This is a genomic window from Corynebacterium sp. KPL4035 (genome assembly GCF_037908325.1).
GTDB classification, from domain to species: Bacteria; Actinomycetota; Actinomycetes; order Mycobacteriales; family Mycobacteriaceae; genus Corynebacterium; species Corynebacterium kefirresidentii.
Genome location: NZ_JBBMGF010000014.1, coordinates 24,825 through 51,538, shown reverse-complemented (window position 1 = coordinate 51,538; position 26,714 = coordinate 24,825). Strand labels below are relative to the sequence as shown.

26 protein-coding genes are annotated in these 26,714 nt (G+C 60.7%); 15 read left to right on the top strand and 11 right to left on the bottom strand.

All coding sequences use genetic code 11. From position 1 onward, the window contains the following. Positions 1–147: 147 nt before the first annotated feature. Together rpmF and WMP96_RS10765 are read right to left on the bottom strand one after the other, a co-directional pair. Positions 148–321 (bottom strand): 50S ribosomal protein L32, encoded by a 174-nt coding sequence (rpmF, locus tag WMP96_RS10770; RefSeq protein WP_005279913.1) that lies wholly within the window; start codon positions 319–321, stop codon positions 148–150. A 15-nt stretch (positions 322–336) separates the two neighbouring features. After that, positions 337–606 carry a type B 50S ribosomal protein L31 gene (locus WMP96_RS10765; RefSeq protein ID WP_005323793.1) on the bottom strand — a complete coding sequence of 90 codons (270 nt, stop codon included), beginning with the start codon at positions 604–606 and terminating at the stop codon, positions 337–339. Between the two features lie 476 nt (positions 607–1,082). On the opposite strand from WMP96_RS10765, the gene rpmB reads away from it, so the two are divergent. The 6 genes from rpmB (at position 1,083) to WMP96_RS10735 (ending at position 3,904) form a co-directional block, all read left to right on the top strand. After that, positions 1,083–1,319 carry a 50S ribosomal protein L28 gene (gene rpmB / locus WMP96_RS10760; RefSeq protein ID WP_005279911.1) on the top strand — a complete coding sequence of 79 codons (237 nt, stop codon included), beginning with the start codon at positions 1,083–1,085 and terminating at the stop codon, positions 1,317–1,319. A gap of 2 nt (positions 1,320–1,321) precedes the next feature. Next, the gene (rpmG, locus tag WMP96_RS10755) at positions 1,322–1,486 is read left to right on the top strand and encodes a 50S ribosomal protein L33 (protein ID WP_005279910.1); all 165 of its coding nucleotides are present in this window, start codon (positions 1,322–1,324) and stop codon (positions 1,484–1,486) included. Between the two features lie 3 nt (positions 1,487–1,489). Further along, complete coding sequence (gene rpsN / locus WMP96_RS10750) at positions 1,490–1,795, top strand: 30S ribosomal protein S14 (RefSeq protein ID WP_005279906.1); 306 nt, start codon at positions 1,490–1,492, stop codon at positions 1,793–1,795. Between the two features lie 15 nt (positions 1,796–1,810). Beyond that, a complete protein-coding gene (gene rpsR / locus WMP96_RS10745; protein WP_005279904.1) occupies positions 1,811–2,065 on the top strand; it encodes a 30S ribosomal protein S18 in 255 nt (84 codons plus the stop codon). A gap of 241 nt (positions 2,066–2,306) precedes the next feature. Next, entirely contained in the window at positions 2,307–3,086 is a 780-nt protein-coding gene (locus WMP96_RS10740; RefSeq protein WP_340433403.1) for a putative nucleotidyltransferase substrate binding domain-containing protein, read from the top strand. Between the two features lie 101 nt (positions 3,087–3,187). Beyond that, positions 3,188–3,904, top strand: coding sequence for a TetR/AcrR family transcriptional regulator (locus WMP96_RS10735; RefSeq protein ID WP_301716281.1), 717 nt, complete (start codon positions 3,188–3,190; stop codon positions 3,902–3,904). A gap of 7 nt (positions 3,905–3,911) precedes the next feature. Here the strand turns inward: WMP96_RS10735 and WMP96_RS10730 are convergent, their stop codons facing one another. From WMP96_RS10730 to WMP96_RS10710, 5 genes are read right to left on the bottom strand one after another with little or no spacing between them, the layout of a single operon-like run. Further along, a complete protein-coding gene (locus WMP96_RS10730) occupies positions 3,912–4,544 on the bottom strand; it encodes a hypothetical protein (protein WP_340433400.1) in 633 nt (210 codons plus the stop codon). A gap of 24 nt (positions 4,545–4,568) precedes the next feature. Further along, positions 4,569–5,516, bottom strand: a complete 948-nt coding sequence (locus tag WMP96_RS10725) for a hypothetical protein (RefSeq protein WP_340433397.1) — start codon at positions 5,514–5,516, stop codon at positions 4,569–4,571. Positions 5,517–5,531: 15 nt separating this feature from the next. After that, positions 5,532–7,064 carry a bifunctional phosphoribosylaminoimidazolecarboxamide formyltransferase/IMP cyclohydrolase gene (gene purH / locus WMP96_RS10720; protein ID WP_239205219.1) on the bottom strand — a complete coding sequence of 511 codons (1,533 nt, stop codon included), beginning with the start codon at positions 7,062–7,064 and terminating at the stop codon, positions 5,532–5,534. 27 nt (positions 7,065–7,091) lie between these two features. After that, complete coding sequence (gene purN / locus WMP96_RS10715) at positions 7,092–7,700, bottom strand: phosphoribosylglycinamide formyltransferase (protein ID WP_301716749.1); 609 nt, start codon at positions 7,698–7,700, stop codon at positions 7,092–7,094. A 22-nt stretch (positions 7,701–7,722) separates the two neighbouring features. Continuing rightward, entirely contained in the window at positions 7,723–9,201 is a 1,479-nt protein-coding gene (locus WMP96_RS10710) for a cell division protein PerM (protein WP_340433394.1), read from the bottom strand. A 646-nt stretch (positions 9,202–9,847) separates the two neighbouring features. On the opposite strand from WMP96_RS10710, the gene WMP96_RS10705 reads away from it, so the two are divergent. Further along, positions 9,848–10,597, top strand: a complete 750-nt coding sequence (locus tag WMP96_RS10705) for a M23 family metallopeptidase (protein WP_301716733.1) — start codon at positions 9,848–9,850, stop codon at positions 10,595–10,597. Between the two features lie 634 nt (positions 10,598–11,231). Beyond that, positions 11,232–11,990: a M23 family metallopeptidase gene (locus WMP96_RS10700; RefSeq protein WP_239205213.1), complete on the top strand. Its 759-nt coding sequence runs from the start codon at positions 11,232–11,234 to the stop codon at positions 11,988–11,990. Here WMP96_RS10700 and pcrA read toward each other — a convergent pair. Further along, positions 11,987–14,500, bottom strand: a complete 2,514-nt coding sequence (gene pcrA / locus WMP96_RS10695) for a DNA helicase PcrA (RefSeq protein WP_301716734.1) — start codon at positions 14,498–14,500, stop codon at positions 11,987–11,989. The two genes, WMP96_RS10700 and pcrA, sit on opposite strands and share 4 nt — an antisense overlap. Before the next feature lie 97 nt (positions 14,501–14,597). On the opposite strand from pcrA, the gene WMP96_RS10690 reads away from it, so the two are divergent. The 3 genes from WMP96_RS10690 to pgi all read left to right on the top strand — a co-directional run bounded on the left by WMP96_RS10690 (position 14,598) and on the right by pgi (position 18,039). After that, on the top strand, positions 14,598–14,921 hold the full coding sequence (locus WMP96_RS10690) for a chorismate mutase (protein WP_086588683.1): 324 nt from the start codon (positions 14,598–14,600) through the stop codon (positions 14,919–14,921). A 47-nt stretch (positions 14,922–14,968) separates the two neighbouring features. After that, the gene (locus tag WMP96_RS10685; protein WP_239205209.1) at positions 14,969–16,315 is read left to right on the top strand and encodes a Na+/H+ antiporter family protein; all 1,347 of its coding nucleotides are present in this window, start codon (positions 14,969–14,971) and stop codon (positions 16,313–16,315) included. A gap of 86 nt (positions 16,316–16,401) precedes the next feature. Further along, a complete protein-coding gene (gene pgi / locus WMP96_RS10680) occupies positions 16,402–18,039 on the top strand; it encodes a glucose-6-phosphate isomerase (protein WP_239205207.1) in 1,638 nt (545 codons plus the stop codon). Positions 18,040–18,202: 163 nt separating this feature from the next. On the opposite strand, the gene WMP96_RS10675 is transcribed toward pgi, so the two are convergent. From WMP96_RS10675 to WMP96_RS10665, 3 genes are read right to left on the bottom strand one after another with little or no spacing between them, the layout of a single operon-like run. Next, positions 18,203–18,616: a YccF domain-containing protein gene (locus tag WMP96_RS10675; protein ID WP_023021991.1), complete on the bottom strand. Its 414-nt coding sequence runs from the start codon at positions 18,614–18,616 to the stop codon at positions 18,203–18,205. 24 nt (positions 18,617–18,640) lie between these two features. Further along, positions 18,641–19,459 carry a DNA-formamidopyrimidine glycosylase family protein gene (locus tag WMP96_RS10670; RefSeq protein WP_301716735.1) on the bottom strand — a complete coding sequence of 273 codons (819 nt, stop codon included), beginning with the start codon at positions 19,457–19,459 and terminating at the stop codon, positions 18,641–18,643. Positions 19,460–19,477: 18 nt separating this feature from the next. Beyond that, positions 19,478–24,277 (bottom strand): ATP-dependent helicase, encoded by a 4,800-nt coding sequence (locus WMP96_RS10665; protein ID WP_301716736.1) that lies wholly within the window; start codon positions 24,275–24,277, stop codon positions 19,478–19,480. A 35-nt stretch (positions 24,278–24,312) separates the two neighbouring features. Between WMP96_RS10665 and WMP96_RS10660 the strand changes: the two genes are divergently transcribed. The 4 genes from WMP96_RS10660 to WMP96_RS10645 are packed head-to-tail and all read left to right on the top strand — an operon-like array spanning position 24,313 to position 26,690. Continuing rightward, on the top strand, positions 24,313–25,071 hold the full coding sequence (locus tag WMP96_RS10660) for a 3'(2'),5'-bisphosphate nucleotidase CysQ (RefSeq protein WP_239205201.1): 759 nt from the start codon (positions 24,313–24,315) through the stop codon (positions 25,069–25,071). A gap of 4 nt (positions 25,072–25,075) precedes the next feature. Next, a complete protein-coding gene (locus WMP96_RS10655; protein WP_239205199.1) occupies positions 25,076–25,879 on the top strand; it encodes a thymidylate synthase in 804 nt (267 codons plus the stop codon). Continuing rightward, complete coding sequence (locus tag WMP96_RS10650; protein WP_239205197.1) at positions 25,879–26,409, top strand: dihydrofolate reductase; 531 nt, start codon at positions 25,879–25,881, stop codon at positions 26,407–26,409. The genes WMP96_RS10655 and WMP96_RS10650 overlap by 1 nt, the downstream gene beginning before the upstream one ends. Next, entirely contained in the window at positions 26,409–26,690 is a 282-nt protein-coding gene (locus tag WMP96_RS10645) for a glutaredoxin domain-containing protein (protein ID WP_086588986.1), read from the top strand. Before WMP96_RS10650 ends, WMP96_RS10645 begins: the two co-directional genes overlap by 1 nt. Positions 26,691–26,714: the final 24 nt, after the last annotated feature.

Genomic DNA, 26,714 nt, shown 5'->3' with positions numbered 1-26,714 from the left:
ACCAGCCGAGAAAATGGCCGCACTGATAAACTCAACCGAAACATAGGAAGTGTTTCCACGACCACTAGAATCTGCCCATGCTTAAGATAGCAAAAATCCCCGCTCAACCCTCCTACAGAGAGCGAACGGGGAAAGTGCGAAACGAGCTTAGAACTGCTCTACGTCAACCAGGCCCAGCTTGGCAGCCTTGACCAAGCGGCGCGGGATGCGGACGGTCTGTCCGTCGATGGTGACTTCTTGGAGGGCCACGTTGTCAGCCTTCCACTGGGAACGACGTGCGTGAGTGTTCGCACGGGACTTCTTAAACTTAGGAGTTGCCATTTTCTATTCTCCTCCTTACGCGTTCTTCTTCTTGCGGCGAGCCATGCCACCGAAGCGCTGGTTGAAGCGCTCGACGCGGCCGGCGGTATCCATAACGCGCTGTGCACCAGTCCAGAACGGGTGGGACTCAGCGGTAACGTCAACAACGATCAGTGGGTACTCGTTGCCATCTTCCCACTCCACGGTGCGGTCGGAGGAAGCGGTGGACTTAGTCAAAAAGGAGTGACCGGTACCAGCATCACGGAAGACTACCGGGTGGTAATCCGGGTGAATATCTTTCTTCATATATATTCCCTCAGGGTTGGACTACGGGTCGGTTCCACCCACTTATGGAGCGGATCGTGCCCGAGTTGGGACGTACAAATTTCACTCTGCTAACCGCGTGCCGTGCGGCACGGGTCAACAACCTGAATTATCCTACAGTCAACTACCCCAGATGCGAAATCCCCTCCCCGCTCCGACCACTCACTTCACACCAGTTTCTTGTATTACGCATGGCGGCACACCACAGCCAAATGCCACCCCACAACCACTAACAGCCCCACTAACCACAGCAAGGTAGCGATTAGGTAATTCGCGCCCAAGGCTGTAAGATTTTCCCTTGCTGTTGTCAAAATATACGTTTTACGCCCCGTCTACTGGCGTTCGACGATGGCGCCGCACCCGCTCACACCTCACTTTTGAGCACTGCCACCCTCACTCGGCAGTCGGCGTTTCATTGTCCATAGCCATGATGTGGGCGGCTAGGAGAAAGAAGACCCATGTCGGCTATTTGCCAGGTAACGGGCCGCAAGCCGGAATTCGGCAAGCAGGTCTCGCACTCGCACCGCCGCACTTCGCGCCGTTGGAACCCCAACGTGCAGCGTCGTCGCTACTACCTGCCCTCTGAGGGCCGTACCATCACCCTGAATGTTTCCACCAAGGGCATGAAGATCATCGACCGCGATGGCATCGAGTCCGTTGTGGCTAAGATTCGCGCACGTGGGGAGAAGATTTAAGTATGGCACGTAACGATATCCGCCCAATCATTAAGCTGAAGTCCACTGCGGGCACCGGTTACACCTACGTGACCCGTAAGAACAAGCGCAACAACCCGGATCGCATCACCCTGAAGAAGTTCGATCCGATTGCCCGCAAGCACGTCGAATTCCGCGAGGAGCGATAATCAATGGCTAAAAAGTCCAAGATCGCTAAGAACGAGCAGCGCAAGGAAATCGTCGCCCGCTATGCGGAGCGTCGCGCTGAGCTCAAGAAGATCATCAAGAACCCGAACACCCCGGATGAGGAGCGCTTGGAGGCTCAGTTCGAGCTGAACCGCCAGCCTCGTGACGCTTCCCCAGCCCGCGTACGTAACCGTGACGCTGCCGATGGCCGCCCACGCGGTTACCTCCGCAAGTTCGGCCTGTCCCGTGTCCGTATGCGCGGCATGGCTCACCGTGGTGAGCTGCCGGGCGTTCGTAAGTCCAGCTGGTAAAGGGGTAATTGCACAATGGCTAATAAGCGCAATAACCAAAAGAAGTTCCGTATGGAGCAGAGCCGTCGCCCGAAGAAGAACCCTTTGAAGGCTGAGGGCATCGAGAAGGTGGACTACAAGGACACCAAGACTCTGCGTCTGTTCATCTCGGATCGTCACAAGATCCGTTCCCGTCGCGTCACCGGTCTGACCCCGCAGCAGCAGCGTCAGGTTGCTACCGCAGTAAAGAACGCACGCGAAATGGCTCTCCTGCCGTTCACCACCCGCTAAACAGTAGCTGGGTATCAACAGCGCACTTTTGCCGCTGGCAAGTGTGACACGGTAAAAGATCCATAAGCTTTCGCCGCCTCCCTCCTCGAGGGCAGGCGGCGAAAGTCGTTTTCTCCCTCTTACTCCGCCTTTAGACCCACATATTCAGCCCACGCGGCCAAGGTGTTAGATTTATAGCATTCGTGCGCCCCGCAACCGCTGGGGGAAGCACCGGCTTCGCACTAGTGAAAGGCAGTGAGCAATGGCCCTACACCAATCCCTACTCGATCTCTCCGAGCTTGCCCCGCACTGCCAGTCCCGCGCTACAGCCCGCGGGCTGCTCGCAGAGGCCCAAGATATCTTGCGCAATGCGGTCGCTCACCAAGACAATGAGATTGAATTGGCTCACTGGTATTCCCACTTGTTGGTAGATATCGTTCGCTCCCCTGGGGTCAACTCACCGGTACGCCTTACCGGTGCTGCCGCTCGGGGCGACCAGCTGCCATCTATGCCCGTGGAGTGGATTGGCCAGGATTCCGATCTCCAGGAAGTCTTTTCTGATGTCGGCCTCCAGGCTCACGAGGCCGCCGATTCTTTTGCCGCGCGCGTCGATGCCGGCCTTCCCTTGGGAAACGGCGGAGAACAAGCACTCCTGGAAGAAGCTTTGACCAAGCGCCCGCCTACTCTGAAAATGGTGGACGGCCTGCCGGACCGAGATACTGCTGTGGACATCAAGGCGACACCGCTCTCCCCCATTGCAGCTATCGCTCGCTGGGCGGCGCCGGGGCCTCGCCCGACGGTAGATCGCCTGGCGATTGGCGTTGAGCGCGCTGTCCTCACCGCCACCGACGCAGAGTCTTTGGATCTAGCGTGGCGTACCGGCTATGCATTAGAGTTGCGCCGTTGGTACGAGCGCGTCAGCGACCGTCCAGCCACGCTGCGAGATCTTCCGCCGTTGGACCGCACTGCTTATGGCTCGGCATGCCGTATTGTCTCGGCCGTATTTGAGTCCATTACCCAGCAGACAGAAGAATATAAATAGTCCCTAAGGTGCGGATTCGGAAGCAGTACCTAGTCGGGCATAAGATTGTACAGTTGGTAATTAAAAGCAATTTCTTCTTGTGAAAGGAGGCGTCCCACCGCATGGCAGGCACTGTCGGTAGGCCGCGTAAACACAGCCCGCGGCGCAGGGGAAACAGCGCCCGAGAGGAGATCTTGGACGCCTCCTCCGAGCTTTTCACTACTCAAGGGTTTGCTACTACATCCACGCACCAGATTGCAGATGCGGTTGGCATCCGCCAGGCCTCGCTGTATTACCATTTCCCGTCCAAGACGGAGATTTTCCTTACGCTGCTCAATTCCACCATCGAACCATCCTTGGAGTTGGCCGATGAGTTGGCCGGCACTGATGCCGATCCGGCTCAACGCCTGTGGTCTTTGGTCGCCGCGGAATCACGTCTACTGCTCACCAGCGGCTGGAACGTGGGACGCCTATATCAGCTGCCGGTGGCTAATTCTCCGGAGTTTTCCGAATACCACGAATCGCGCGACCGCCTGCAGAATCATTTCCGCTCTACCGCCGCCGCCATTGTGGGCGAGGAGGATCCCCGCGTGGAGCTTCCCTTCCACATTGCGCTATCCGTCATCGAAATGCGGCCCAATAACGGCACCCCGCCGTTCGACGCTTCCCAATCGGTGCCGAAGACGGCCGCTATGCTTGCCGACGCCGCCTTAGCCGTCCTCGGCGCCTCCGTTCCCGATAACGCCGAGGAAACTACCCTCGAGCTATTAAAGAATCGCAACGACTCCATCTCCGCAGCCGCCGCCGCAGCGGCCGACCGCAAGAAGAAGTCGCGCTAACCCCTCATCAGCGCTGCCACGACTCCGTGAACTCTCCCGTGGCGGCCAATCCGCCTCCTTCGCGCACGCTGACGCCACTCGGGGTCACCACGATAATCGAGGGATCCGCATTGACGTAGTAGTTATTCCCGTCTTGGGTAACGTCGCTCGTTTGGAACTGTCCGTCAAACATCGACGAGCGATAGAATTTGACTCCACCGCCGGTTTCACAAAGGATGACCCTGCCGTCGGGACCAGAGCCGGCGAATAAGGCACGCTCAAAGCGCTCACAGTCGGCGTAGCCGCCATCCAGCCATCCGTACTCGTTGAAGTTGGAAATGTAGTTACCCACACCACTCTTCTGACCCCCGCCGGAAGAGGAAGGTAACTCCTGCTTTTCTGTCTGCGTGACCGTAACTACCGGTGGCTCCTCGGGGGTTTCCTCATCTTTCGTTGCGGTCTCTTGCGCAGCCGTGGTTTCCTCGCCACTCTTCTCTTCTTTATCGGCGTTGTCGACCGTGGTCATTCCACTACCCTGGCCTTTAAAGCTAGGGGCAGCTTCATCCTTGGCGTTGCTGCAGCCGCTGAGCGCGAGGCTGGCGGCCACGAGTGGGACGAACCCCGCGGCGATAAGCGGGCGGAGGCGAGAGCGAGAATTCATGAGTTTTCCTTCCTTATGACAGGCCTAGCAGGCGGGGCTGGGCCACTGCGTATCGGCTTGAGCAAGGTCTTCGGCAACGGATGTAAGAACCGCCTGAGCGGAGGCGTACTGCCCATCAGGGGACGAGGCAATTAATGCTACGGCGACGTCATGCCCGCCCAACCGGACGATACCCATCTGACGCACATCGTAGGAACCGGCAGGGTTCGGTCCCCAGCCGCCCTTCATCAAGGCGCCCGGCTGGGTGCGTAGGCCATAGTTTTGTGCGGGATCGGCGACTCCCATGGCGTCGATTGTCGGCTGAGCTCCGTCCACGCAGCGCAACCCAGCCATAAACTTAGCCTGGTTGCCCACGCTCCACATGGTTTGACCAACGGCAGTAAATTCCGGGCGGGTGACCTGGGCTTGGACTTGGGTGGCGGTATCGCCTGCCTCCGCAATAACGCTTTGGGCGGCGTGTGCGGCCACGGTCGGCTCCCCTAATGCTGCCCACGCGGCCTTGGCGGCCTCGTTATCGGAGTAAGTAATTGCAGAGGACACCAGCTGGCTATCGGCAACACCCGTACGATGCGCCGCAATAAGCACGGGCACCTTGGAGGTTGACCACGCGGCTTCGGGAGCGGTGCGCCCAGCCTCGACGGTAGAGGTGCCATCGGAGACCGCAATGCCCACATTTCCATGCTGCGCCACAATGCGATCAAGTACGGCTTGAACGTCATCGGCAGGGGCTGCGGCCGGAGGTTCCGCGGAGTCGGACGGGGCGCGCTCGGCAGCAGGGGCTGTGGATGAGGCCGCAGATGTTGCAGCCGTGGTCTCCCCGTAGAGGGGATCGGCTGTGCCGCGTGCCTCGGTATTGACAAAAGTAGGGGAATTATCCGCCGCATCCTCAGCGCCTGCGCACGCGCCCAAGGAGAGTGCGCAGGCGATGAGGGCAGCTGCCGGGCCCCAGGCCCGGCGGATAGGGAACGTCATGAAAACTAGCTTAGGCTAGTGCGCGAAGTGGCGGGTGCCAGTCAGGTACAGCGTAACGCCTGCTTCCTTGGCCGCTGCAATGACTTCCTCGTCACGGATGGAGCCGCCAGGCTGGACTACGGCCTTCACGCCGGCGTCGAGAAGCACCTGCAAGCCATCGGCGAATGGGAAGAAGGCATCGGAAGCAGCGAAAGAGCCCTCGGTGCGGTTGGCGCCATCCGCCAGGGTATTGGCGCGCTCGACGGCGAGCTTGGCAGAGTCAACGCGGTTGACCTGGCCCATGCCCACGCCCACGGTGGCATTGTCCTTAGCCAGCAAGATCGCATTGGATTTCACCGCGCGCACGGCGCGCCATGCGAACTCGAGCTCGGCCATATCGGACTCGTTGAGAGCATCACCTGCGGCCAGGGTCCAGTTTGCTGGGTCATCGCCCTCGGCCTGGTAGGTGTCTGGTTCCTGGGTGAGCACACCGCCAGAGATGTACTTGCGCTCTTCGTGCTGGTTCTCGTGTTCTGCTTGCAGCACGCGCAGGTTCTTCTTGGCCTTGAGGACCTCGATAGCCCCGTCCTCATAGGAAGGAGCGACGATGACCTCGGTAAAGATTTCCTTGACCTGCTCGGCCATCTCTACGGTGACCTCGCGGTTGACGGCGATGACGCCGCCGAAGGCGGACATCGGGTCACAGGCATGCGCCGCGCGGTGGGCGGCGGCGATGGACTCTTCAGAAACGGCAATGCCACAAGGATTGGTGTGCTTAATAATTGCAACGCAGGGGCGCTCGTGGTCCCACGCGGCGCGCCAGGCGGCATCCGCATCCTGGTAGTTGTTGTAGCTCATCTCCTTGCCATTGAACTGAGTGGCATTAGCAAGGCCTTTGGAGCCGATGCGGGTAACGGTGGCCGCCTGGTGAGAGTTCTCGCCGTAGCGCAGCGGGGTGGTTTGCCCCTCCTCGCTGAGCTGATCTACGAACCACGCGGAGACGGCCGCATCATAATCCGCGGTGTGCAGGAAAGCATCGCGGGCAAGGCCGCGGCGCTGCTCCAAGGTGAAGCCACCGTTCTTGACGGCCTCCACGGCCTCACCGTAGCGGGAAGGATCTACCACAACGGCAACAGACGGGTGGTTCTTGGCGGCCGCGCGCACCATGGATGGGCCGCCGATATCAATCTGTTCCACACAGCCATCGAAGTCCGTGCCCGAAGCCACGGTCTCGCGGAAGGGGTACAGGTTGACCACGACGAGCTGGAAAGGTTCTACCTTGAGCTCGGAGAGCTGGTTGAGGTGGTCGTCCTTGCGGGTATCGGCCAGGATGCCGGCGTGTACGCGCGGGTGCAGCGTCTTGACGCGGCCTTCCAAGCACTCTGGGAAGCCGGTGAGCTTTTCTACCGGAGTGACCTCGATACCTAGGTCCGCGATCTTCTTCGCGGTGGAGCCGGTGGAGACGATTTCCACGCCTGCCTTATCGAGGGCGCGGGCCAGATCCTCCAGCCCGGTCTTGTCGTACACGCTGATAAGAGCGCGCTTTACCTGCTTGCGGTCTTCGCTCATGAGGAGGATTAAGCCTTTCGAAAAGTCTTAGTCTGCGAGTTGAATAGTAAGTTCCTCATTGTGGACGTCTGCTGCGCGCAGCACCTCCACGATGAGATCGCGCTCTACTTGTTTGATGCGCTCGTGGAGAGTGGACTCATCATCGTCCGCTATGATGGCTACGGATCGCTGCGCGATGATGGGTCCGGTATCCACTCCCGAATCCACAAAATGGACGGTCGAGCCGGTGATCTTCACGCCATAGTCTAGGGCGTCGCGCACGGCGTGCGCTCCCTTGAAAGCTGGCAGCAGCGCCGGGTGGGTATTGATGGTGCGGCCTTCGAAGCGGTCAAGAAATTCCTTTCCCAGGATCTTCATAAAGCCCGCAGAAACAACAACGTCTGGCTGCGCAGCATCTACTGCGTCAACCAGACGTTGATTCCATTCGGCGCGATCGGCACCTAGCGCCACGACCTCGGTATCGATCCCGTGGTCCTGTGCGCGCGAAATACCGTGGCATTCCTTATCCGCCACCACCTTTACCACTTGGTAGTGCCCTGCTTGGGCATCCACGATGGCTTTAAGCAGTGATCCCGTTCCAGAAACGAGCACCACCACTCGGAGGCGTTCAGGGTCAGCGGTATAGCGCGGAGGCATCGGTGAAGTCACGCGCTATAGCCTAGTCTCTCTCCCCTTCCGCGGAGGAATTTTCGCTCGAGGAAGCCTGCTCGCTCTCCCCCGTTTGGTCCTTGAGCTGTTGGCTAACCGGCTTGGCGACGCCCCTTTTCTCCTCCTCAGCGTCCTCAGGTTCGTCCGATTCCTCGTGTTTCTCAGATTCCTCCGGTTCCTCCTGCTGCTTCGCCGCATCCTCAGCTGGGGTGCCTTCTTCCCCATCCGCGGCTGCGTCAGGGGCGGAGTCATCGGGCTCGTCCTCAACTACTTCGGCGTCAACGATCTCCGGATCGGTGATGGGCTCGCGCTCCGGTTCAACTGGGGTCTCGTCGGTTTCAGCGGCGGCCTCAGGGGCGTCGTCTTCAGCGGCATCCGAATCGGGAGTATCAGGGGCCGTGACACGTGCCGTGCGCGCCGCGCGCCATGCCACAAAGGCAAAACCTGCGGCAACGGCGCTGCCGAAAACGGCCATCCACAGGGCGGTTAGGCCTGCGGCGGTCCATAGATTCGGGCCGGCGGCGCCGTAGTAGCCAAGGTCGCCGCTGACAAGGTAGCAGGCAATAAACATGACTACCGCGGAGGCCACCGTGGCTACTAGTACGTCCTGGAAGCTTGGCCTCTTTTTATATAGGGCGTAGATTGCGGCGCCGAGCGGGACAAGTAGAAGCACTACGGCCCAGCTAGGCGCGGAGGCCGGGATTCCACCGGTAATCGGCAACGGTGGCAGCGGCACGAGGTGGGCACTAAAGAGGCTGACCGAACCTTCGCCGATGGAAAACTCTGAGCCCACCACCACCGCAGCGGTGCTGACGATGGCATTGGGAATGTATAGCAGGCTCACTAGCACTAGTCCGGCCACACCTAGACCGGAGACCGTGGGATATTCATCCATCATCTCGCCCTGGCGAGAAACATTGAGGAAGAAAACCACCGCAAAGACTACGGCGGCACCAATGGCTAGGTAGCCGAGGTAGCGAAGGGCGATCTGAGTGGCGTCGATAATCTGGCGCGGCACCCCATAACGCTTGGCCAATGCCCGCCACAAGCGCGAGCCCATGCCGGCTGCCATGGCCGCAAGATGTAGGACGATAACCCGCAGCAACGCCTGTGCCAGGTTTGGCGGGGAGACATCATAGACCTTGCCCGCGTCCCACAGCATCAGCCAGGCGATGATGGTAAATACCACTGGCACGCCAAGGACGCAGCAGAGAAGAATAAGCAAGTCTTTGACGCTGACCTTGTGCTTAACCGCGTTGCGCACGCGGACTGCCACCACCGCAGCCAAGATGAGCGCGGGTAACGCGGGCAAGAAAGACATGTGCACTTCGGCCGCCGAGACTGGCGCGAGGTTAAAGACCATCCATGACTCCGCCACGATGGTGTACCACCACGCCATGGGTGAGCCGGCCAGCATAAGACCACCGAGGGCAATGGCCATAATGATAAGGACAATGACCACGTTGGGCACTGCCGCCGTGATAAGCATGCGTCGGATGCGGCCGGCCCTAGTCAGCGGCGCGGGAGTACGGCGCGCTTTGGCTTTAGATCCGGCCTTTCGGGCGACACGTTGCGCCGATCCAGAGGGCTGGCGGGCCCCGCTGGGATGGGGCGCGCGTGGGGTACGCTCCGTGCGCACCGTCCTGCCCCGCGCCTGGCTACGCGGGCGGGGCGTTGACCGAGAATGGGGGCTGGTGTTTTTGTTCATCGGCGTCCACTTTGCCACTTTCCGGCAGCAGATCTGGGGTGGCGCGACGAGGTAGCCATAAAATCACCGGCGACACCCCGCACCTTGACCACACATATATATTAGGAGTATAAAATCTACCCTGGTTTCACACCTTTAACTCTGGCTGCAGTAACATGAATGAAAAGTCATCGGTTTTATATGACCCGCACGCAGCCCGAGTGGGATCTTGGTCGCAATAATAATATGCCATTCGGATTATGTTGCCTGCTCGTGGGCAATTCCCTCGAGCAACGTCTAAAAATTTCTTAATTTGGGTTGCTGTTATCTTTTCGAGACGCTACTGTTACATCTCGTTGGTAACAAGAAGGTCACAATCTCGTAACTAACTCGGTGGGGACGTAACACTCAGATTGCGCAGATTGTGAAAATGACGAAAGAAGACCTAATGCGAAGCAAAGTTCAGCGTGGCGCCGGTCGCCATCGCAAGATTGTCACCTCGCAGACCGCGAAGGGCCGCATCGCCGTCATGACGGTCGCGGCAGGTGCCGTATCCACCGCCGGCGTAGGTGGCGCAGCCGCTGCAAACATCCAGTCTGATGACACGGCCACTACCAAGACGCAGTCCGTTGACTTCGAGCTCGCTTCTGATTCCACCCAGGTTGAGGACGCTGCTGAGGCCCCCGTTGATACCACTCCGCAGATCCTCAATGTAGCTGAAGCAAAGCCGGTTTCAGATCTATCCGATCAGCTCAACAAGGCCATCCAGGCTTCCGAGGAGCGCGCCGCCGCTGACGAAGCCGCTCGCGCACCGTCCGTAGCCCGCCCAGCCGAGGGCGCATTCACATCCCCATTCGCTATGCGCTGGGGCACCTTCCACAAGGGCGTCGACATCGCCAACTCTCCCGGCACCCCAATCCTTGCCGTCATGGATGGTACGGTCATCGACTCCGGTCCAGCTTCCGGCTTTGGCCAGTGGATCCGCATCATGCACGACGACGGCACCATGACCGTTTATGGTCACATGCAAACTCTTGACGTGGCCGTTGGCGAGCACGTGCATGCCGGCCAGAAGATCGCCGGCATGGGCTCGATGGGCTTTTCCACCGGCTCCCACCTCCACTTCGAAGTTCACCCGAACGGTGGCGAGGCAATCGATCCGCAGCCTTGGCTGGCTGAGCGAGGCATCGACCTCTAAGGCCCCCACCCCAACACCTTCTTGTTAAGCGCCGCAGTGGCTTTCCTGCGGCGCTTTTTCATGTCCACAATTGCCCCTAAAGACACCAGCGCCGGCTCCCGACCACCGCGGCTGCAGCCAACCTTCCCCAAGACGACTCAAATGCGTCCCAGCCTTCCCATTGCGCCTCCAGCAAAAGGCAAGCCCCGTCAAGACAAGCGCTCCACCACCGGACCCTAGACACAAATTGCGCCGCACAGCCAAGTCCAGTACGCAGCCTTGTCGCAGGCAAATACACATTTACGCTAATCACTGGGCTTGAACGCAACACGCCATTTCCAGAGCGGCACACCCACCCCCAAAGTCTACCCCCAGACCCTAAACCAACACTTTACACACGCCACTCTAGCCACATTCGTAACACGCGCAACAAGCTGGCATGTTCGAATAATTTCGAACTATTTCCGCCGCTACCAGCGATTTTTAAGATTGCGCGGGCCGTTCGGGCGGGTTAACTTTTAACTCGTTGCCACGAGCGATTTCGGACGCAAGCATTTCAGCTTTCGGCGTGTCGCGGTTGGCAGTTGCAAGACGCCGCCTCCTCCAGGGTGCGGGCGTCCTAAGACCATGCACAGCCATGAAAAGGACTTTAACTATGAAGCGCATGAACCGCGCACGCAAGAACGTGGCGCTGAGCATCGTTACGCTCGGCACCGTACTTGCTACCGGCACCACCGCTTTTGCTGCAGAGCCAGTGGCTAGCGTGGACGTATCGGACGGCTCTTCCGAGCCCACCGCTACGAACGTAGATAACGCCGGTGTGGTCGACGCCCTCGTTGGCTTGGCCACCACTACCGTAGGCGTTCTCAACGGCGAGGCTACCCCGCAGGTAGATGGAAACGAATCCGGCGGAGTAAATATAGTCTTGGATCCGGGTTCTGTACCGGGATTGAAAGAAGCATTCGCTCCCCAGGGAAATCACTCCGGACTCACCACGAAGCGCGGCAAGGACTCCGCGGGCAATACAGTGGTCTTTCCTACCTCCGGCACCCTTACTTCTGGCTTCGGCCAGCGTTGGGGCACGATGCACAACGGCATCGATGTGGCCAACTCCGTGGGTACCCCGATTCACGCGGTCATGGATGGCACCGTCATCAACTCCGGGCCAGCACAGGGTTTTGGCAACTGGATCCGCATCCAGCACGATGACGGCACCATCTCCGTCTACGGCCACATGTCTGCAGACCAGCTCAAGGTAAATGTGGGCGACCACGTGACCGCAGGCCAAGAAATCGCCGGCATTGGCAACGACGGACACTCCACCGGCCCACACCTCCACTTTGAGATTCACCCAGGTGGAGGAGCACCCGTTGACCCAGTCTCCTGGTTCAACGAGCGCGGCATTTCGGTCTAGAGCTTTTCCATCGGCACTCCGCCGATGAGCATCAGCCGGACCTTACCGGAAGAGCCAAAGTCCACGGTGACCGTGGCACGCTTACCGGAGCCGGACGTCTCAATGACGGTACCGAGCCCGTACTTAGCGTGGTTGACACGGTCACCCACGGCCAGGTTGAGGTTATTGTTCTTAGGCATTGAGGTTGCCGCCGACTTGCTAGTGCGTTGCGATGGGGAAGACGCAGCGCGCTGGCTACCGCGGGATCCACCTCTGCCCCACCCAGACCAGTCGCGGCCGTAGGAACGACCATATTGGTAATCGTCCTCACCCCACGCACCGGTTAAGGAACTATCGGAGTCTTCGCGCTGCCAGTTGATGAGGTCTGCAGGGACCTCGCCGAGGAAGCGGCTGGCAGGATTAGTCACCGGGTTGCCCCAAGCCGAGCGCAAGATGGCACGGGTGAGATACAACTGTTCACGGGCACGAGTAATACCCACATAGGCTAAGCGGCGCTCCTCGCTCAACTCCTTCGGGTCACCGAGAGAGCGCATATGCGGGAATTGGCCATCCTCCCAGCCGGTCAAAAAGACCACGGGGAACTCGAGGCCCTTTGCGGTGTGCAGAGTCATCATAGTGACCACGCCGGTCTCAGAATCCGGAATTTGATCAGCATCAGCCACCAGCGACACCTTTTCCAAAAAGGCCTGCAGCGAGCCCGGCGCGGCCTCACCCTCCTCCACTAACTCGGAAGGATCCACTGCATCCGCGCCCGAAGCAGCCAGCTGGTTCGCGGCCTCTGAGGTAAATTCGCGTGCCACCGATACCAGCTCGTTTAAGTTGTCGAGGCGAGCGCCATCTTGCGGGTCGTTGGAGTTTTCCAATTCCGCCTTGTATCCCGTGGCATCCAAAATGGCGGTGAGCAGCTCACCCAAATCCGGCTGGCCAGTAACCTCATCGCGCATGGACGGGATCTGATTGCGGATGCCCTCCATCATCTCGTTGAATTTGGTGACCGCGTTAATGGCCCGGGTGGCTAGGCCAGGAACTTCGCCACGAGGGACATCGGCAAGCGCCTTGCCAAAGCTAAGGCCGTGGTTTTCTGCATGGAGGGCAATGTGCCCTTGTGCTTTATCCCCAATGGCGCGCTTGGGCACATTGATAATGCGGCGCAGGCTCACTGTATCGTCCGGGTTATCCAGGATGCGCAGGTAGGCCACCATATCGCGGATTTCGCGCCGCTCATAAAAGCGCGTTCCACCGACCACCTTGTAGGGAATTCCGGAGCGGATGAAGATATCTTCCAGCGCGCGGGAGGCGTTATTGGTGCGGTACATGACCGCAATATCGGAATAGCTGCGCCCCTTATCCGCCAAGGAATCAATCTCGGAGGCGATGAACCGTGCCTCATCGTGCTCATTATCGGCAACGTAGCCCACGATCTGCTCGCCCTCACCATGGGCGGTCCACAGGTTCTTCTCGCGTCGGTTCTCATTTTTAGCAATAACGGCGTTGGCCGCATTGAGAATGGTCTGGGTGGAGCGATAGTTCTGCTCCAGCAAGATGGTATGTGCTTGCGGGTAGTCGCGCTCGAATTCCTGGATATTGCGGATGGTCGCACCACGGAAGGCATAAATGGACTGGTCGGAATCGCCCACCACACACAGCTCGGGCGCGTCAGGGCCGAGCTCTCCCCTGCCCACGAGCGCAGCAACCAGCGCATACTGGGCGTGGTTGGTGTCCTGGTACTCGTCGATAAGCACGTGCTTGAAGCGCCGCCGATAAAACTCCACCACCTGCTGGTGCTGGGTGAAGATCCGCACCACCTCACCGATGAGGTCATCAAAGTCCACCGCATTGGCTGCGCGCAAGCGACGCTGATATTCGGCATAGACCTGGGCCACGGTGGTCTCAAACGGGTTCTTAGTCTGCTGCGCCTTCTCCAGCGCAGATTCAGGACCGATGAGTTCGTTTTTGTGGTTAGAAATCTGATTGGCCAGCACGCGCGGGGTGTATTTTTTCAGATCTAGCTGCATGTCCTTGGCAATCATGGACAAAAGCCGGCGCGCGTCATCGCCATCGTAGATGGTGAAGTTGGTATTAAGGCCTGGCACAAGCTGCGCGTTTTGGCGCAGGATGCGCACACAGATGGAGTGGAAGGTAGATACCCACATGCGCTCGGCCACAGGGCCCACTAGCCCGCCCACGCGCTCCTTCATTTCCGCGGCGGCCTTATTGGTAAAGGTAATGGCGAGGATCTCCCACGGATTCACCCCGCGGTGGCGCATGAGATAAGCAATACGCCGGGTAAGCACGGCGGTTTTTCCGGAACCGGCGCCGGCCACAATGAGCAGTGGGCTGCCAGAGTGGGTTACGGCCTCAAGCTGCTGTGGGTTAAGGCCCTCGGTCAAAGCATCAGAGGATTCGGGTTGCGGGCTCGCCCCGCGCGGTGCGCCGAAGCCACCGAAGGGGCTGGGGGCGGGTGCACCGCCGGTAGACGGGGATGGACTAAAAGGAGAGTTTTCGTTCATAATGCCTACCAACCTACTAGCCCCATCGGACACGCCCCGTATCCGCCGTGCGAGCTGCTATTTCCTTTTGCACGAGCGGGTGGCACAATATGGTTTTATGACCGCAGAAGATAAAAAGGACATCGTCAATAATGGCTTGGATATCCGCACGCCTTCAGGCACGGATGATCCCCTTTCTGATGCGGAGATCCAACAATATCGCGAAGAAATCAACCGCATGGACCGCATCATTTTGGACGCCGCCAAGCGCCGCACGGAAGTCTCCCAGGCCATCGGCCGCACCCGCATGAGCTCCGGCGGCACCCGCCTCGTCCACACGCGCGAGATCGCAATTTTGAATCAGTTCCGCGATGAACTCGGCGAGGAAGGCCCCACTATTGCCTCGGCGCTGCTGCGCATGGGCCGCGGGCGGTTGGGCTAGCCGAATAATTACTGGCCAGCCGATACTATGCAGTATCCTGGCTAAGCATGAATGCAGTTCTCATCGCCGTCATAGTCATGCTCGTGCTCGCCCTTTTGCGCGTGCACGTGGTGGTGGCTCTCTTCTTGGGTGCCATCGTCGGCGGGCTCATGTCCGGCATGGGACTCGATGCCACCATGGTTGCCTTCCAAGATGGCTTGGGCGGCGGCGCCAAGATTGCGCTGAGCTATGCCCTCTTGGGCGCTTTTGCGATGGGCGTGGCCTCAGCCGGGCTGCCGCAAATCCTGGCGAACTTCCTCATTCGCAAGCTCGGCGGCAGCGGCGAAGCGGATCCCAAGGCGGCCCTAGCCACAAAGTGGATGCTCATCCTCGGCCTCATCGCCATGTCCGTGATGAGCCAAAACCTCATCCCGGTTCACATTGCTTTCATTCCACTTATCGTTCCGCCGCTGCTTAAGGTGATGAATAAGCTGCGCCTAGACCGCCGGCTCATTACCACCTGCCTGACCTTTGGTCTTATTACCACCTACATGTTCATCCCGGTGGGCTTTGGCTCCATCTACTTAAACGACATCCTGTTATTTAATATCCAGCAGGCAGGGTTGGATACCTCGGATATCAATATCATGCAGGTTATGGGTGTGCCGGCGCTCGGTATGCTCGCAGGCCTGCTCATCGCTATTTTCTTTAGCTACCGCAAGCCGCGTAACTATAAGGACCTACCCATCGCCGCTGCGGAGCACCAAGAGACCCCTTCTACCTATAAGGTCTGGGTTTCCGTCGTGGCCATCATTGCCACCTTTGCGGTGCAGATTGTCATGCAGGCGCTCGACTTCGAATCCGATGGCCTCATGGTCGGCGCACTGACCGGCCTGGGTATTTTGCTGCTGACCGGCGCGGTGGATTGGAAGCATGCCGATGACGTTTTCACCAATGGCATGAAGATGATGGCGCTCATCGGCTTCATCATGATCACCGCCCAGGGCTTTGCCTCGGTCATGACGGCCACCAATGAGGTCGGCCCACTGGTGGATGCCACCGCTAACCTCTTTGGCACCAATAAGGTCCTTTCCGCCGGTGCCATGCTGGTGGTGGGCTTGGTAGTCACCATGGGCATCGGCTCGTCGTTTTCCACGCTGCCCATTATTTCCGTTATCTACGTGCCGCTGTGCATGTCGCTGGGTTTTAGTCCCGCGGCCACCGTTGCGCTCATTGGCACTGCAGGCGCGCTTGGCGACGCCGGCTCTCCCGCCTCCGATTCCACCCTCGGCCCCACCGCGGGCCTCGGCGCGGACGGCCAGCACGACCACATCCGCGACTCGGTCATTCCCACCTTTATCCACTTCAATATTCCGCTGCTCATCGCCGGCTGGGCAGGCGCGCTCATCCTCTAGAAGGGCCCGACGCGGCTGCCCTTTCTGGACTACGGTGGGAGAGGTAAATGTTGCCAATGCGCTAGTTGCCAGAAAGGCCAAACATCATGGATATCACCGCATCTGCCCAGTGGAGCGAGCTCGCGAAAGTATATGAGGATAAAAAGGACCTCAACCTCCGCGAGCTTTTCTCCGCCGATGCAGACCGCGCCCGCAACTTCACCTTCGACGCCGCCGGCCTGCACGTCGATCTATCGAAGAATCTGATCGACGGGGACGTCGTCAAGCAGCTGGTGGAAGTAGCCAAGGCCGCCGACCTAGAGTCCCGCCGCGATGCCATGTTCGCCGGCGAGCACATCAATAACACCGAGGATCGCGCTGTATTGCACACCGCGCTGCGCATCCCGGTCGAAGATGACTTAAGTGTCGATGGCCAAGACGTCGCCGCCGATGTCCACGAGGTCCTAGGCCGCATGCGCGACTTCGCCACTGCACTGCGCTCCGGCTCGTGGCTGGGGCACACCGGTCACACCATCAAAAAGGTGGTCAACATCGGCATCGGTGGCTCCGACCTTGGTCCGGCCATGGCAGCTAAGGCATTGCGCTCCTACGAGGTCGCTGGCATCTCCGCAGAGTTCGTTTCCAACGTGGACCCCGCCGATATGGCCGCCACCCTCGATGGCCTGGATGCAGAATCCACCCTATTTATCATCGCCTCCAAGACCTTCACTACCCAAGAGACGCTGACCAACGCACACGCCGCGCGCCGCTGGCTCATCGAGCAATTCGATGGCGATGAATCCGCCGTAGCAAAGCACTTTGTCGCCGTATCCACCAATGCGGAAAAGGTAGCCGAATTCGGCATCGATACCGAGAATATGTTCCCGTTTTGGAATTGGGTTGGCGGCCGCTACTCCGTGGATTGCGCCATTGGCCTATCCCTTATGTGCACCATTGGTCCGATGGACTTCATGCGCTTCCTCGAGGGCTTCCACGCCATGGACGAGCACTTCCGCACCGCTCCGCTGGAAGAAAACGTCCCCGCGCTCATGGGGCTCCTTGGTGTCTGGTACACCAACTTCTTCGGCGCCCAGACTCACGCCGTGCTGCCCTATTCGCAGGACCTCGGCCGTTTCCCGGCCTACCTGCAGCAGCTGACCATGGAATCCAACGGTAAGTCCGTGCGCCGCGACGGCACCGCGGTCACCGTCCCGTCCACCGGAGAAATCTACTGGGGAGAGCCAGGAACCAATGGCCAGCACGCCTTCTTCCAGCTCATGCACCAAGGCACCCGCCTCATCCCAGCGGACTTTATTGGGTTTGCCCGCCCGAAGCAGGACTTCCCCACCGCCGATGGCTCCGGCTCCATGCATGATCTGCTCATGGGCAATTTCTTTGCCCAGACCAAGGTACTAGCCTTTGGCAAGACCGCGGAAGAAATCGCGGCAGAGGGCGTCGATGAGGCCGTCGTGCCGCACAAGGTCATGCCAGGCAACCGCCCAACCACCACCATCCTGGCTGAGGAGCTCACCCCGCAAACCCTCGGCGCGCTCATCGCACTCTACGAGCACATCGTGTTCACCCAGGGCGTTATCTGGGATATCAACTCCTTCGACCAGTGGGGCGTGGAGCTGGGCAAGCAGCAAGCTAATGACCTGGCACTGGCAGTCTCCGGCAAGGAAGAAGCCGCATCCGGCGACCAATCCACCGATGAGCTCATCGGTTGGTACCGCTCCAACCGCTAAACGCCCACTTTTAGCCGCGTTAACCCGCTTTCGAACCTTCCGCGGGCGGATAGCGCGGCTGCTTTATGGTCTTTCTCCCCAAGGCGTTATAAAACAAGCACGTTCTGCCCATAATCAGCACGAAATTAGGCAGAACGTGCTTGTTTTGTCTGCGGTCCGGCGCTTAAAGTTTGACCATCGGCTCCCAGCCGAAGGGGATCTCCTCCGAGTTCACAATTCGGCGGCCAAATGGGAAGCAGGTCACCGGGATCATCTTCAGGTTGGCCAGCGCGGCCGGAATGCCCACGATGGTCACTACCTGTGCCGCCGCGGTGGTTACGTGACCAATGGCCAGCCACAGGCCGGCGACGACGAACCAGACGACATTGGAGAAGGTGGACATGGAGCCGCTGCCCTTGACTGGCTGCACTACCGAACGGCCAAATGGCCACAGGGCGAAATTAGCCATGCGGAACGACGCCACGCCCGCGGGGATGGTGACGATGAAGATGCAGGCAATGATGCCAAAGAGGAAATAGGCAAGGGCTAGGAGGAACCCGCCGGTGATAAACCAAACGATGTTAAGAAAGGTACGCATGTCCCCCACACTAGCGCGGGAGTCTTAGTGCGCGGGGTGAAGTGGCTGACAATGTGGGCACCACCAGATGATGCGCTCGAGTTCGCCTTCATCGCCGCCGGCATCCACACCGCCGAGTGCGCCCTTGGTAATGAAGGTGCCGCAGCGGCGGCAGCGCTTGCGATTGCGCCCGAAGACATAGGTCGTCTCCCCGGCGCGGCGCACGCCGGTGGTCACGCGCACCGGGGAGGTGCGATTAGCCCACATGATGCGCCGAGAGATGTCGAGGATGCGGGCGGTATCCACCTCGGATACTGGTGTGGCCGGGTGCACCCCTGCTAGGAAACAGGCCTCGGCGCGGTATTCATTGCCGATGCCAGCGACGACCTTTTGGTCGAGCAGCGCCGCGCCAATGGCGCGTTGGGGACGGTTATTTAGCCGCCGCAGGGCTTCTTCGCGGTCCCAGTCGGGGTCGAGAATATCCGGTCCGAGGTGGGCGATGCGTTGGTGGTATTGGTCGGCGGGATAGATATCCACGAGGCCTAGCTGGTGACCAACGACCTCAATATCGCGCGGGGCGTTGGCTAGATGCAGGACGATGCGCGCGGTATGTCCGGGCTTGCGCCAGCGGTCGCCTGCGTAATGGATGGCCCAGGTACCTTCCATCTTGAGGTGAGTGTGCACGATAGTCTGGTCGAATTGCATGAAGAGGTGCTTGCCATAGGGCCAGACGCGCTCGCACACCATGCCGTCTAGGTGCACGGTGGCATAGCGCGGCACGCGCACGGAACAGCCAGTGACCTCGCGTCCGGCCATGAACTGCAGGCGGTTGGATAGCTGCAGGACGGAATCGCCTTCGGGCATAACACCTCCAGTGGATCTTTAGCGACGGTACCCGCCGCGCGGGCGGAAGCCACCATTATTGCGCGGTGCAGGTGGCGGATCATCAAAGCTGAGTTCTTCGATGGCCTCGCTCGCGCGGCGTCCGGCGCGTGGGGTGCGCGGAGCGGCGGCACGAGCGGAGATGCGCACGCCCTTGGGAGTAATTCCGGCACCAGCTTCGCGCAGGTGGGCGGCGGCATCGGTCTTATGAATGGGATTGCCATTGCACTTTTCGATAACCAACGGCGACAGCGCTCCCCTTGCCACCATGTCTGTAAGCGCGCTTACCAGGCGGGGATATACCTCCGCCGGGTCGATGCCACCCGGCAGCGATTCCAGGAAGGTGGTGAGGGTTTTCCCGCCGCGCGTGAGGTGGGCGATGGGTAGGCCGTCGATAAGCACTACCAAAGCGCCGGCCGAGCGGGGGGGCCCGCCGGTGGCTTTGCCGTCAGCGTCGTCGCGCTGCGGCCAGGGCAGGGCCGCACCGTAGGGATTGGCCGGGTCGCAGGCGGCGAGGACAAAGGTCTCGGGCTCGGTGGTACCAGACGGCCATCCGGTGACATCCGGGGAATCGGCCAGGCCGCGCAGGCGGTCGATGATGGCAGGCGTAGAAAACTGGGCAGCACCCAGCCCGTCGATCACGTAGCCGCGCATGGCCTCGCCGGATTCCTCAAAACCGGAGAGCACCTTATAGGCCAGCGCAAAACCACCGAGCACGTCTTCGGCCACGACGGAACCGCGGGTGAGCACGCCATAACGGTCGAGCCAGGCCTCGCCGTGTGCCACGGAGCGGGAGGTGGCATCGGTGGCGGCGGGCACGGCAAGGGACCACCTGCCCATCACATCGGGTGGGGTCTGCGCGGCCGCGGCGTTCTGAGCTTGGGCGAAGGAGGTGCGCCCCATTCGCAGGCGAGAGCGGGTGGGTCGCCGCTTCGAACGATGCGCGGTGCGACCTGAGCGCGAGCCGCCGGAAGAAAGCCGGGTGCGGATCGGTGCGAAGGAATCGGGGCTTACCAGGCCCATCTCCACCAGTCCCCACAGGGCCTCGCGGGTTTCCTCGGTGGTGCCGGGGACCTCGGCGGCGATATCGGCAAAGAGGAAACCGCCGCCGCGGCCCAGGACTTCGAGGATGGCACGTTGCAGCATGCTCACGCCCTCGGCACCGGTTTCCGGGGCTAGCTGGGCCGCGTAATCCGAGGGCAGCAGCATGATCCAGGGGTCTGCCGCGCCGGCCTTGCCGGCGCCGAGGATGAGCACCTCGCCATTAGAGGTAAGTTCATCGAGCATGGTGGGCGAATAATCTCCCACCCGCGCGGGCAGGATGAGCGATTCCCACGCGGAGGCCGGCAGGCGCACCCCGGCTAGCTGCTCGATGACGGAAAAGACACCATCGGCCCCGCGCAGGGCCGGACGCTTTCCAGCTGGTGCGATGCTATGCCACTCCGGCAAAAAGCGGGCAAAAGTGGCACCCGAAACCGGCTCGGTAGCGGCACGCGCAGCGGCGAGCGAACGCGAGCGGATGGTCTTGAGCACCGCTGCGGCGCAGTATTCCTGCTCGTCGACGCCCTGGCGGTAGCGGCCTTCTACTACCCCATCAAGCGCGCCGAGGACGGTATGCGCGGCAGAGACGGAAATGCCGAAAGCCGCGGTGAGATCGCGCAACACGAAGGGGCCGCGGGTGCGCGCCCAGCGCGAGACCAGCTGCGGCAAGGCATCAGAAATGGTGGCCACTTGGGCGGGGATGCCGGGAGGAATGGGGATGCCGAGGGCGTCGCGAAGCAGGGGTGCATCCGGGGCCTGGGCTAGGTGCTCGCGCCCGCCAATGCGCACGCGCATAATCCGCGTGCCCAGCTGGTCCAGGGCGGAAAGCGGCACGTCGGTGTGCTCGCCCAGCTCGTCTACGGGAATCGGCCCGAGCACGCGCAGCAGATCCGCTACCTCTTCGGTGGTGCGGGCCCGGCGCGAGGGCTCGGTGCGTTGGAGCTGTGCGTGGACCTCAGCGATAATCTCTGGATCGAGCAGCTCGCGCAGCTCCACCGTGCCGAGCAATTTGGCTAAAAGCGCGGGGTCAAGGGCCAGGGCAGCCGCGCGCTTTTCTGCCAACGGGGAATCTCCCTCGTACATAAACGCGCCGGTGTAGTTAAACAGCAGCGAAGAGGCAAAAGGCGAGGGCTGTTCGGTGGTGACCTCCGCAATGCGAATGCGGCGGTGGCCTAACTCTCGCATGACCTCCGTAAGCGCGGGAACATCGTAGACGTCCTGCACGCACTCGCGCACCGTCTCCAAGATGATGGGAAAGGACGGGTACTTGCGAGCGACGTCCAAAAGCTGCTCGGCGCGCTGGCGCTGTTGCCACAGCGGCGCGCGCTTGCCTGGGTTGCGCCGAGGCAAGAGCAGCGCACGCGCCGCGCACTCGCGGAAGCGGGAGGCAAAGAGCGCGGAATTGCCCACTTGCTCGGCCACGATATCGGCAATCTCATCGGCGTCGAAGGCGAAGATGGACCCATCAGGTTCGGATTCTGCTTCCGGCAGGCGCAGCACGATGCCGTCATCGCCGGCTACTGCCTGCGGATCCATGCCGGTGCGCTCGCCTACCCTGGCCCCCACCGCCAACGCCCATGCGGAGTTGACCGGCCGGCCAAACGGGGTATGCAGCACCACCCGCCAATCGCCTAGCTCATCGCGGAAGCGTTCCAGCACCAACGTCTTTTCATCCGGGATGACACCCGTGGCCTCGTTCTGTTCCTGCAGGTAAGCCACGATATTGGAGCGCGCATTATCGTCGGCGTCCGCGATTGTCTCCGGCGAGGAAAAGACCTCGCGGCGATACTCACCTAGCGCCTTGCCCAACTCATAGGGGCGGCCCGCGCCATCGCCATTCCAAAACGGCAGGCGGCCGGTATGCCCCGGCGCGGGTGTGACCAACACCTGGTCGCGCGTGATGTCCTCGATGCGCCAACTGGTAGCGCCCAAGGTGAATACATCGCCCACCCGGGACTCATAAACCATCTCCTCATCCAGCTCGCCCACCCGGCGCGGAGGGCCACCGGAGCCCTCGCCCGAGCCGGTATAAAGGAATACTCCAAACATGCCCCGATCCGGAATCGTGCCACCGCTGGTGACAGCTACCCGCTGGGCACCAGGCCGCGCGGTCATCACTCCCGCCACACGGTCATAGACCACGCGGGGTTTAAGCTCTGCAAAGTCCGTGGACGGGTAGACGCCGCTTACCAGGTCCAGCACGGAGTCATAGACCTCGCGCGCCAGATCGCGGTAGGGCCAGGCCCGGCGGACCATCTCGTACCACTCATCGGCATCAAGCCCGTCCTCACCAGCCGCGGACACCGCCGCCACCGTCTGCTGCGCCAGCACATCCAACGGGTTGCGCGGGGTATGCATCTCTTCAATGAGCCCGGCGCGCATGCGCGATACCGTCAGCGTGGACTGCACTAGATCCGCGCGGTGCTTGGGGTAAAAGGAGCCATGCGAGACCGCGCCCACAAAGTGGCCGGCGCGGCCCACGCGCTGCAGGCCGGAGGCCACGGAGGGCGGCGATTCCACCTGTACGACTAGCTCCACTGCACCCATGTCGATGCCCAGCTCCAACGAGCTTGTGGCCACCACGGCCTTGAGCGTTCCTTCTTTCAGCATGGTTTCAGTCATCGCGCGCTCATCCTTAGACACCGAGCCGTGGTGGGCGCGGGCGATAACCGCCGGGGCCTTGCCGGCGACGTCGACCTGCTTCATCAGCTGGGCTGGGTCCCGGCGGGTTTCGGGCGACAGCGAATCCGGATCATGCTCTTGCGCATAGAGCTCATTGAGCCGGCTGGTCAGCCGCTCGGCCGTGCGCCGAGAGTTGACAAATACCAGTGTGGAGCGATGCGCCATGATTTCCGCATAGAGGTCATCTTCAATAAACGGCCAGATGGACTTGGCCGTGGGCAGCGCGGACTCATCCACGGAAGGAGAGCTGATGCCAATCGCATCATCCACCGTCATCTCCCCGATGGTGGAGCCTTGCTCCGGTGTGGGCAAATCGGACATATCCTCTACCGGCACATGCACGTCCAGCTGCCACTTCTTCTCCGCGGCCGGCGCGACAATTTCTACTGGGCGGTTGCCGCCTAAGAAATTCGATACCGCAGACAGCGGACGCACGGTGGCGGAAAGTCCAATGCGCTGGAAGTCCCCTGCCACCTGCTGTAGGCGCTCCAAGGTCAGCGCCAGGTGCACGCCGCGCTTGGTGCCAGCCAGGGCATGAATCTCATCGATAATGACGGTATCCACCGTCTTTAAAATCCCCGCCGCCTTAGAGGTAAGCATCAAATAGGCTGACTCCGGGGTGGTAATCAAGATATCCGGCGGCTTGCGCACCTGCCGCGCACGCTCCGCCGAGGGCGTATCTCCCGAGCGCACGCCTACCGAGATATCCGGTACATCCAGCCCAAGGTTCTCCGCGGTGCGCGCGATACCGGTCAGCGGGGCGCGCAGGTTATTTTCCACGTCCACGCCGAGTGCCTTCAGCGGGGAGATATACAGCACCTTCACCCCAGCAGCGGAACCCGAGGCGCCAGAGCCTACCGGCAGCGCCAGCTGGCCTTCGCGTTCAACCAAATTATTCAGCGCCCACAAGAACGCGGCGAGGGTCTTACCGGAGCCGGTAGGAGCCACTACAAGGGCATGCTCACCGCGGGAAATCTTCTCCCAGGCCTGCGCCTGCACTGCGGTGGGGGCGGCAAATACATCCCGAAACCACTGCGCTACTTGGGGCCGGAAGCGGTCGAGGATGTTTTCTGGCATGCCCACACTCTAGTCCGCGTTGTAATGTGGGCACCATGACCGTCGAAATTTCTGATTCCCGCCTGACCAATTCCCTCGCCCAGGGCTGCGGCGAGATCCTGAAAGGCGTGCGCAACGGGGGCCTGCTACGGGGCCTTTCGCTTGGCGACGCCGGCGATGAAGCCGCCCAAGAATGGATCGCTCGCGTGCTTGAACAGCACCGCCCCCAGGACGGCATGCTCTCTGAGGAAGCCTCCGATGACCTGGCCCGTTTGAAGAAGGACCGCGTGTGGATCGTGGATCCGCTCGACGGCACCAAGGAATTTGCCACCGGCCGCCAAGACTGGGCCGTACACATCGCCCTGGTAGAAAACGGTATCCCCATCCACGCGGCGGTGGGCCTGCCGGATCTCGGCGTTACCTTCAAGTCCTCGGACGTTCGGGCGGTCACCGGCCCGCTGTCTAAGAAGTTCGTCGTCTCCCGCAATCGCCCGCCCAAGGTAGCCGACTATATTGCGGAGAAAATGGGCTATGAAATCGTGGGCGTCGGCTCCGCGGGTGCCAAGGCCATGCACGTGCTGCTCGGCGATTATGACGGTTATATCCACGCCGGTGGCCAGTACGAGTGGGATCAGGCCGCCCCGGTGGGCGTCGCACAAGCTTCCGGTCTGCACTGCTGCCGCCTCGACGGCTCCGAAATCCGGTTCAATAATGAGGACACCTTCATCCCGGATATCCTCATCTGCCGCCCCGAGCTCAAAGATGAAATCTTGGAGCACGCCCAGGCCTTTGCCGAGGAGAACGGCGGCTTCTAAACTAATGCCCATGATTGAGACCCCGTACGAGGATCTGCTGAAAAAGGTCCTAGAGACCGGCACGCCCAAAGGCGACCGCACCGGCACCGGCACGCGCTCCATTTTTGGTGCGCAGCTGCGCTATAACCTGGCCGAGTCCTTCCCGCTGCTGACCACCAAGAAGGTCTATTTCCACGCGGTATTGGGCGAGCTTTTGTGGTTCCTCAAAGGCGAGTCCAATATCAAGTTCCTGCAGGACAACAAGGTCCGCATCTGGAATGAGTGGGCGGATGACAATGGCGAGCTAGGGCCGGTCTACGGCGTGCAGTGGCGCTCCTGGCCTACCCCGGATGGCCAGCACATTGACCAGATCCAGCAGGCGCTCGACACCCTGAAGAAGAACCCGGACTCTCGCCGCAATCTGGTCTCCGCATGGAACGTCGCGGAGCTAGACCAAATGGCGCTGATGCCCTGCCACCTGCTCTTCCAGCTCTACGTGGCCGATGGCACCCTGTCCATGCAGGTCTATCAACGCTCGGCCGATATGTTCCTGGGCGTGCCCTTCAATATCGCCTCTTACGCGGCGCTGACCCACATGTTTGCCCAGCAAGCCGGGCTCAAGGTGGGCGAGCTTATCTGGACCGGCGGCGATTGCCATATCTATAACGACCACGTAGAGCAGGTCAAAGAGCAGCTCTCCCGCGAGCCACGCCCGTACCCGCAGCTCAACCTGCACAAGGCGAAAGACATGTTCTCCTATGACTTCGCCGACTTTGAGATTGAGGGCTACGACCCCCACCCCACCATCAAGGCGCAGGTATCCGTCTAATGTTGGGCGCAATCTGGGCACAGTCCCTCGATGGAATCATTGGCGATGGCGAGCAAATGCCCTGGCACGTGCCGGAAGACCTCAAGCACTTTAAGGACGTGACCATGGGCGCGCCGGTCATCATGGGCCGAAAAACCTGGGAGTCACTCAATCCTAAATTCCGTCCACTTCCCGGCCGGGAGAATTACGTGCTCTCCTCCCGCACACCCGGCCAGTGGTCCGCCGGCGCCCAGGTCATCACCGCTATGCCCCCGCTTTCCGACGCCTGGGTCATCGGCGGCGGCCAAATCTACTCCGCCACCTTGGATCAGGTTGACCGCATTGAGGTCACCCTCATGGGCGTCAATATCGGGGATACATACGGCGATAAATCCATCTATGCCCCCGAAATCCCCGAGGAATTCGGCCTCGCCCACAGCACCGACTGGCTCACCTCCGCCAAGGGCCATCTCGCTCTGCCAGACCAAGAGGCCAGCGATCTTCCCATCAAGTACCGCTTTTTAACCTACGACCGAAAGGATGCAGCCTAATGTCTGTTGCTACCCCAGAAACCAACTCCGACGTCACCATCTTCTACGCCGACTGGTGCCCCTTCTGCGCCAAGCTCATCAAAAACCTAGACCGCACCGAAACCCCGTACGAGCTTGTCGACGTCGAGGCCGACAACACCGAGGACATCAACGCCTGGATTGAATCCGTCAACGACGGCAACCGCATCATTCCCACCGTCCTTTACTCCGACGGCACCCACGAAACCAACCCACCAGCTTCCTCCGTGCGCAATAAGCAGAAGGAATTGGCCGAGAGCTAAGCCAAGCCCCAGCCATTTCGGGGC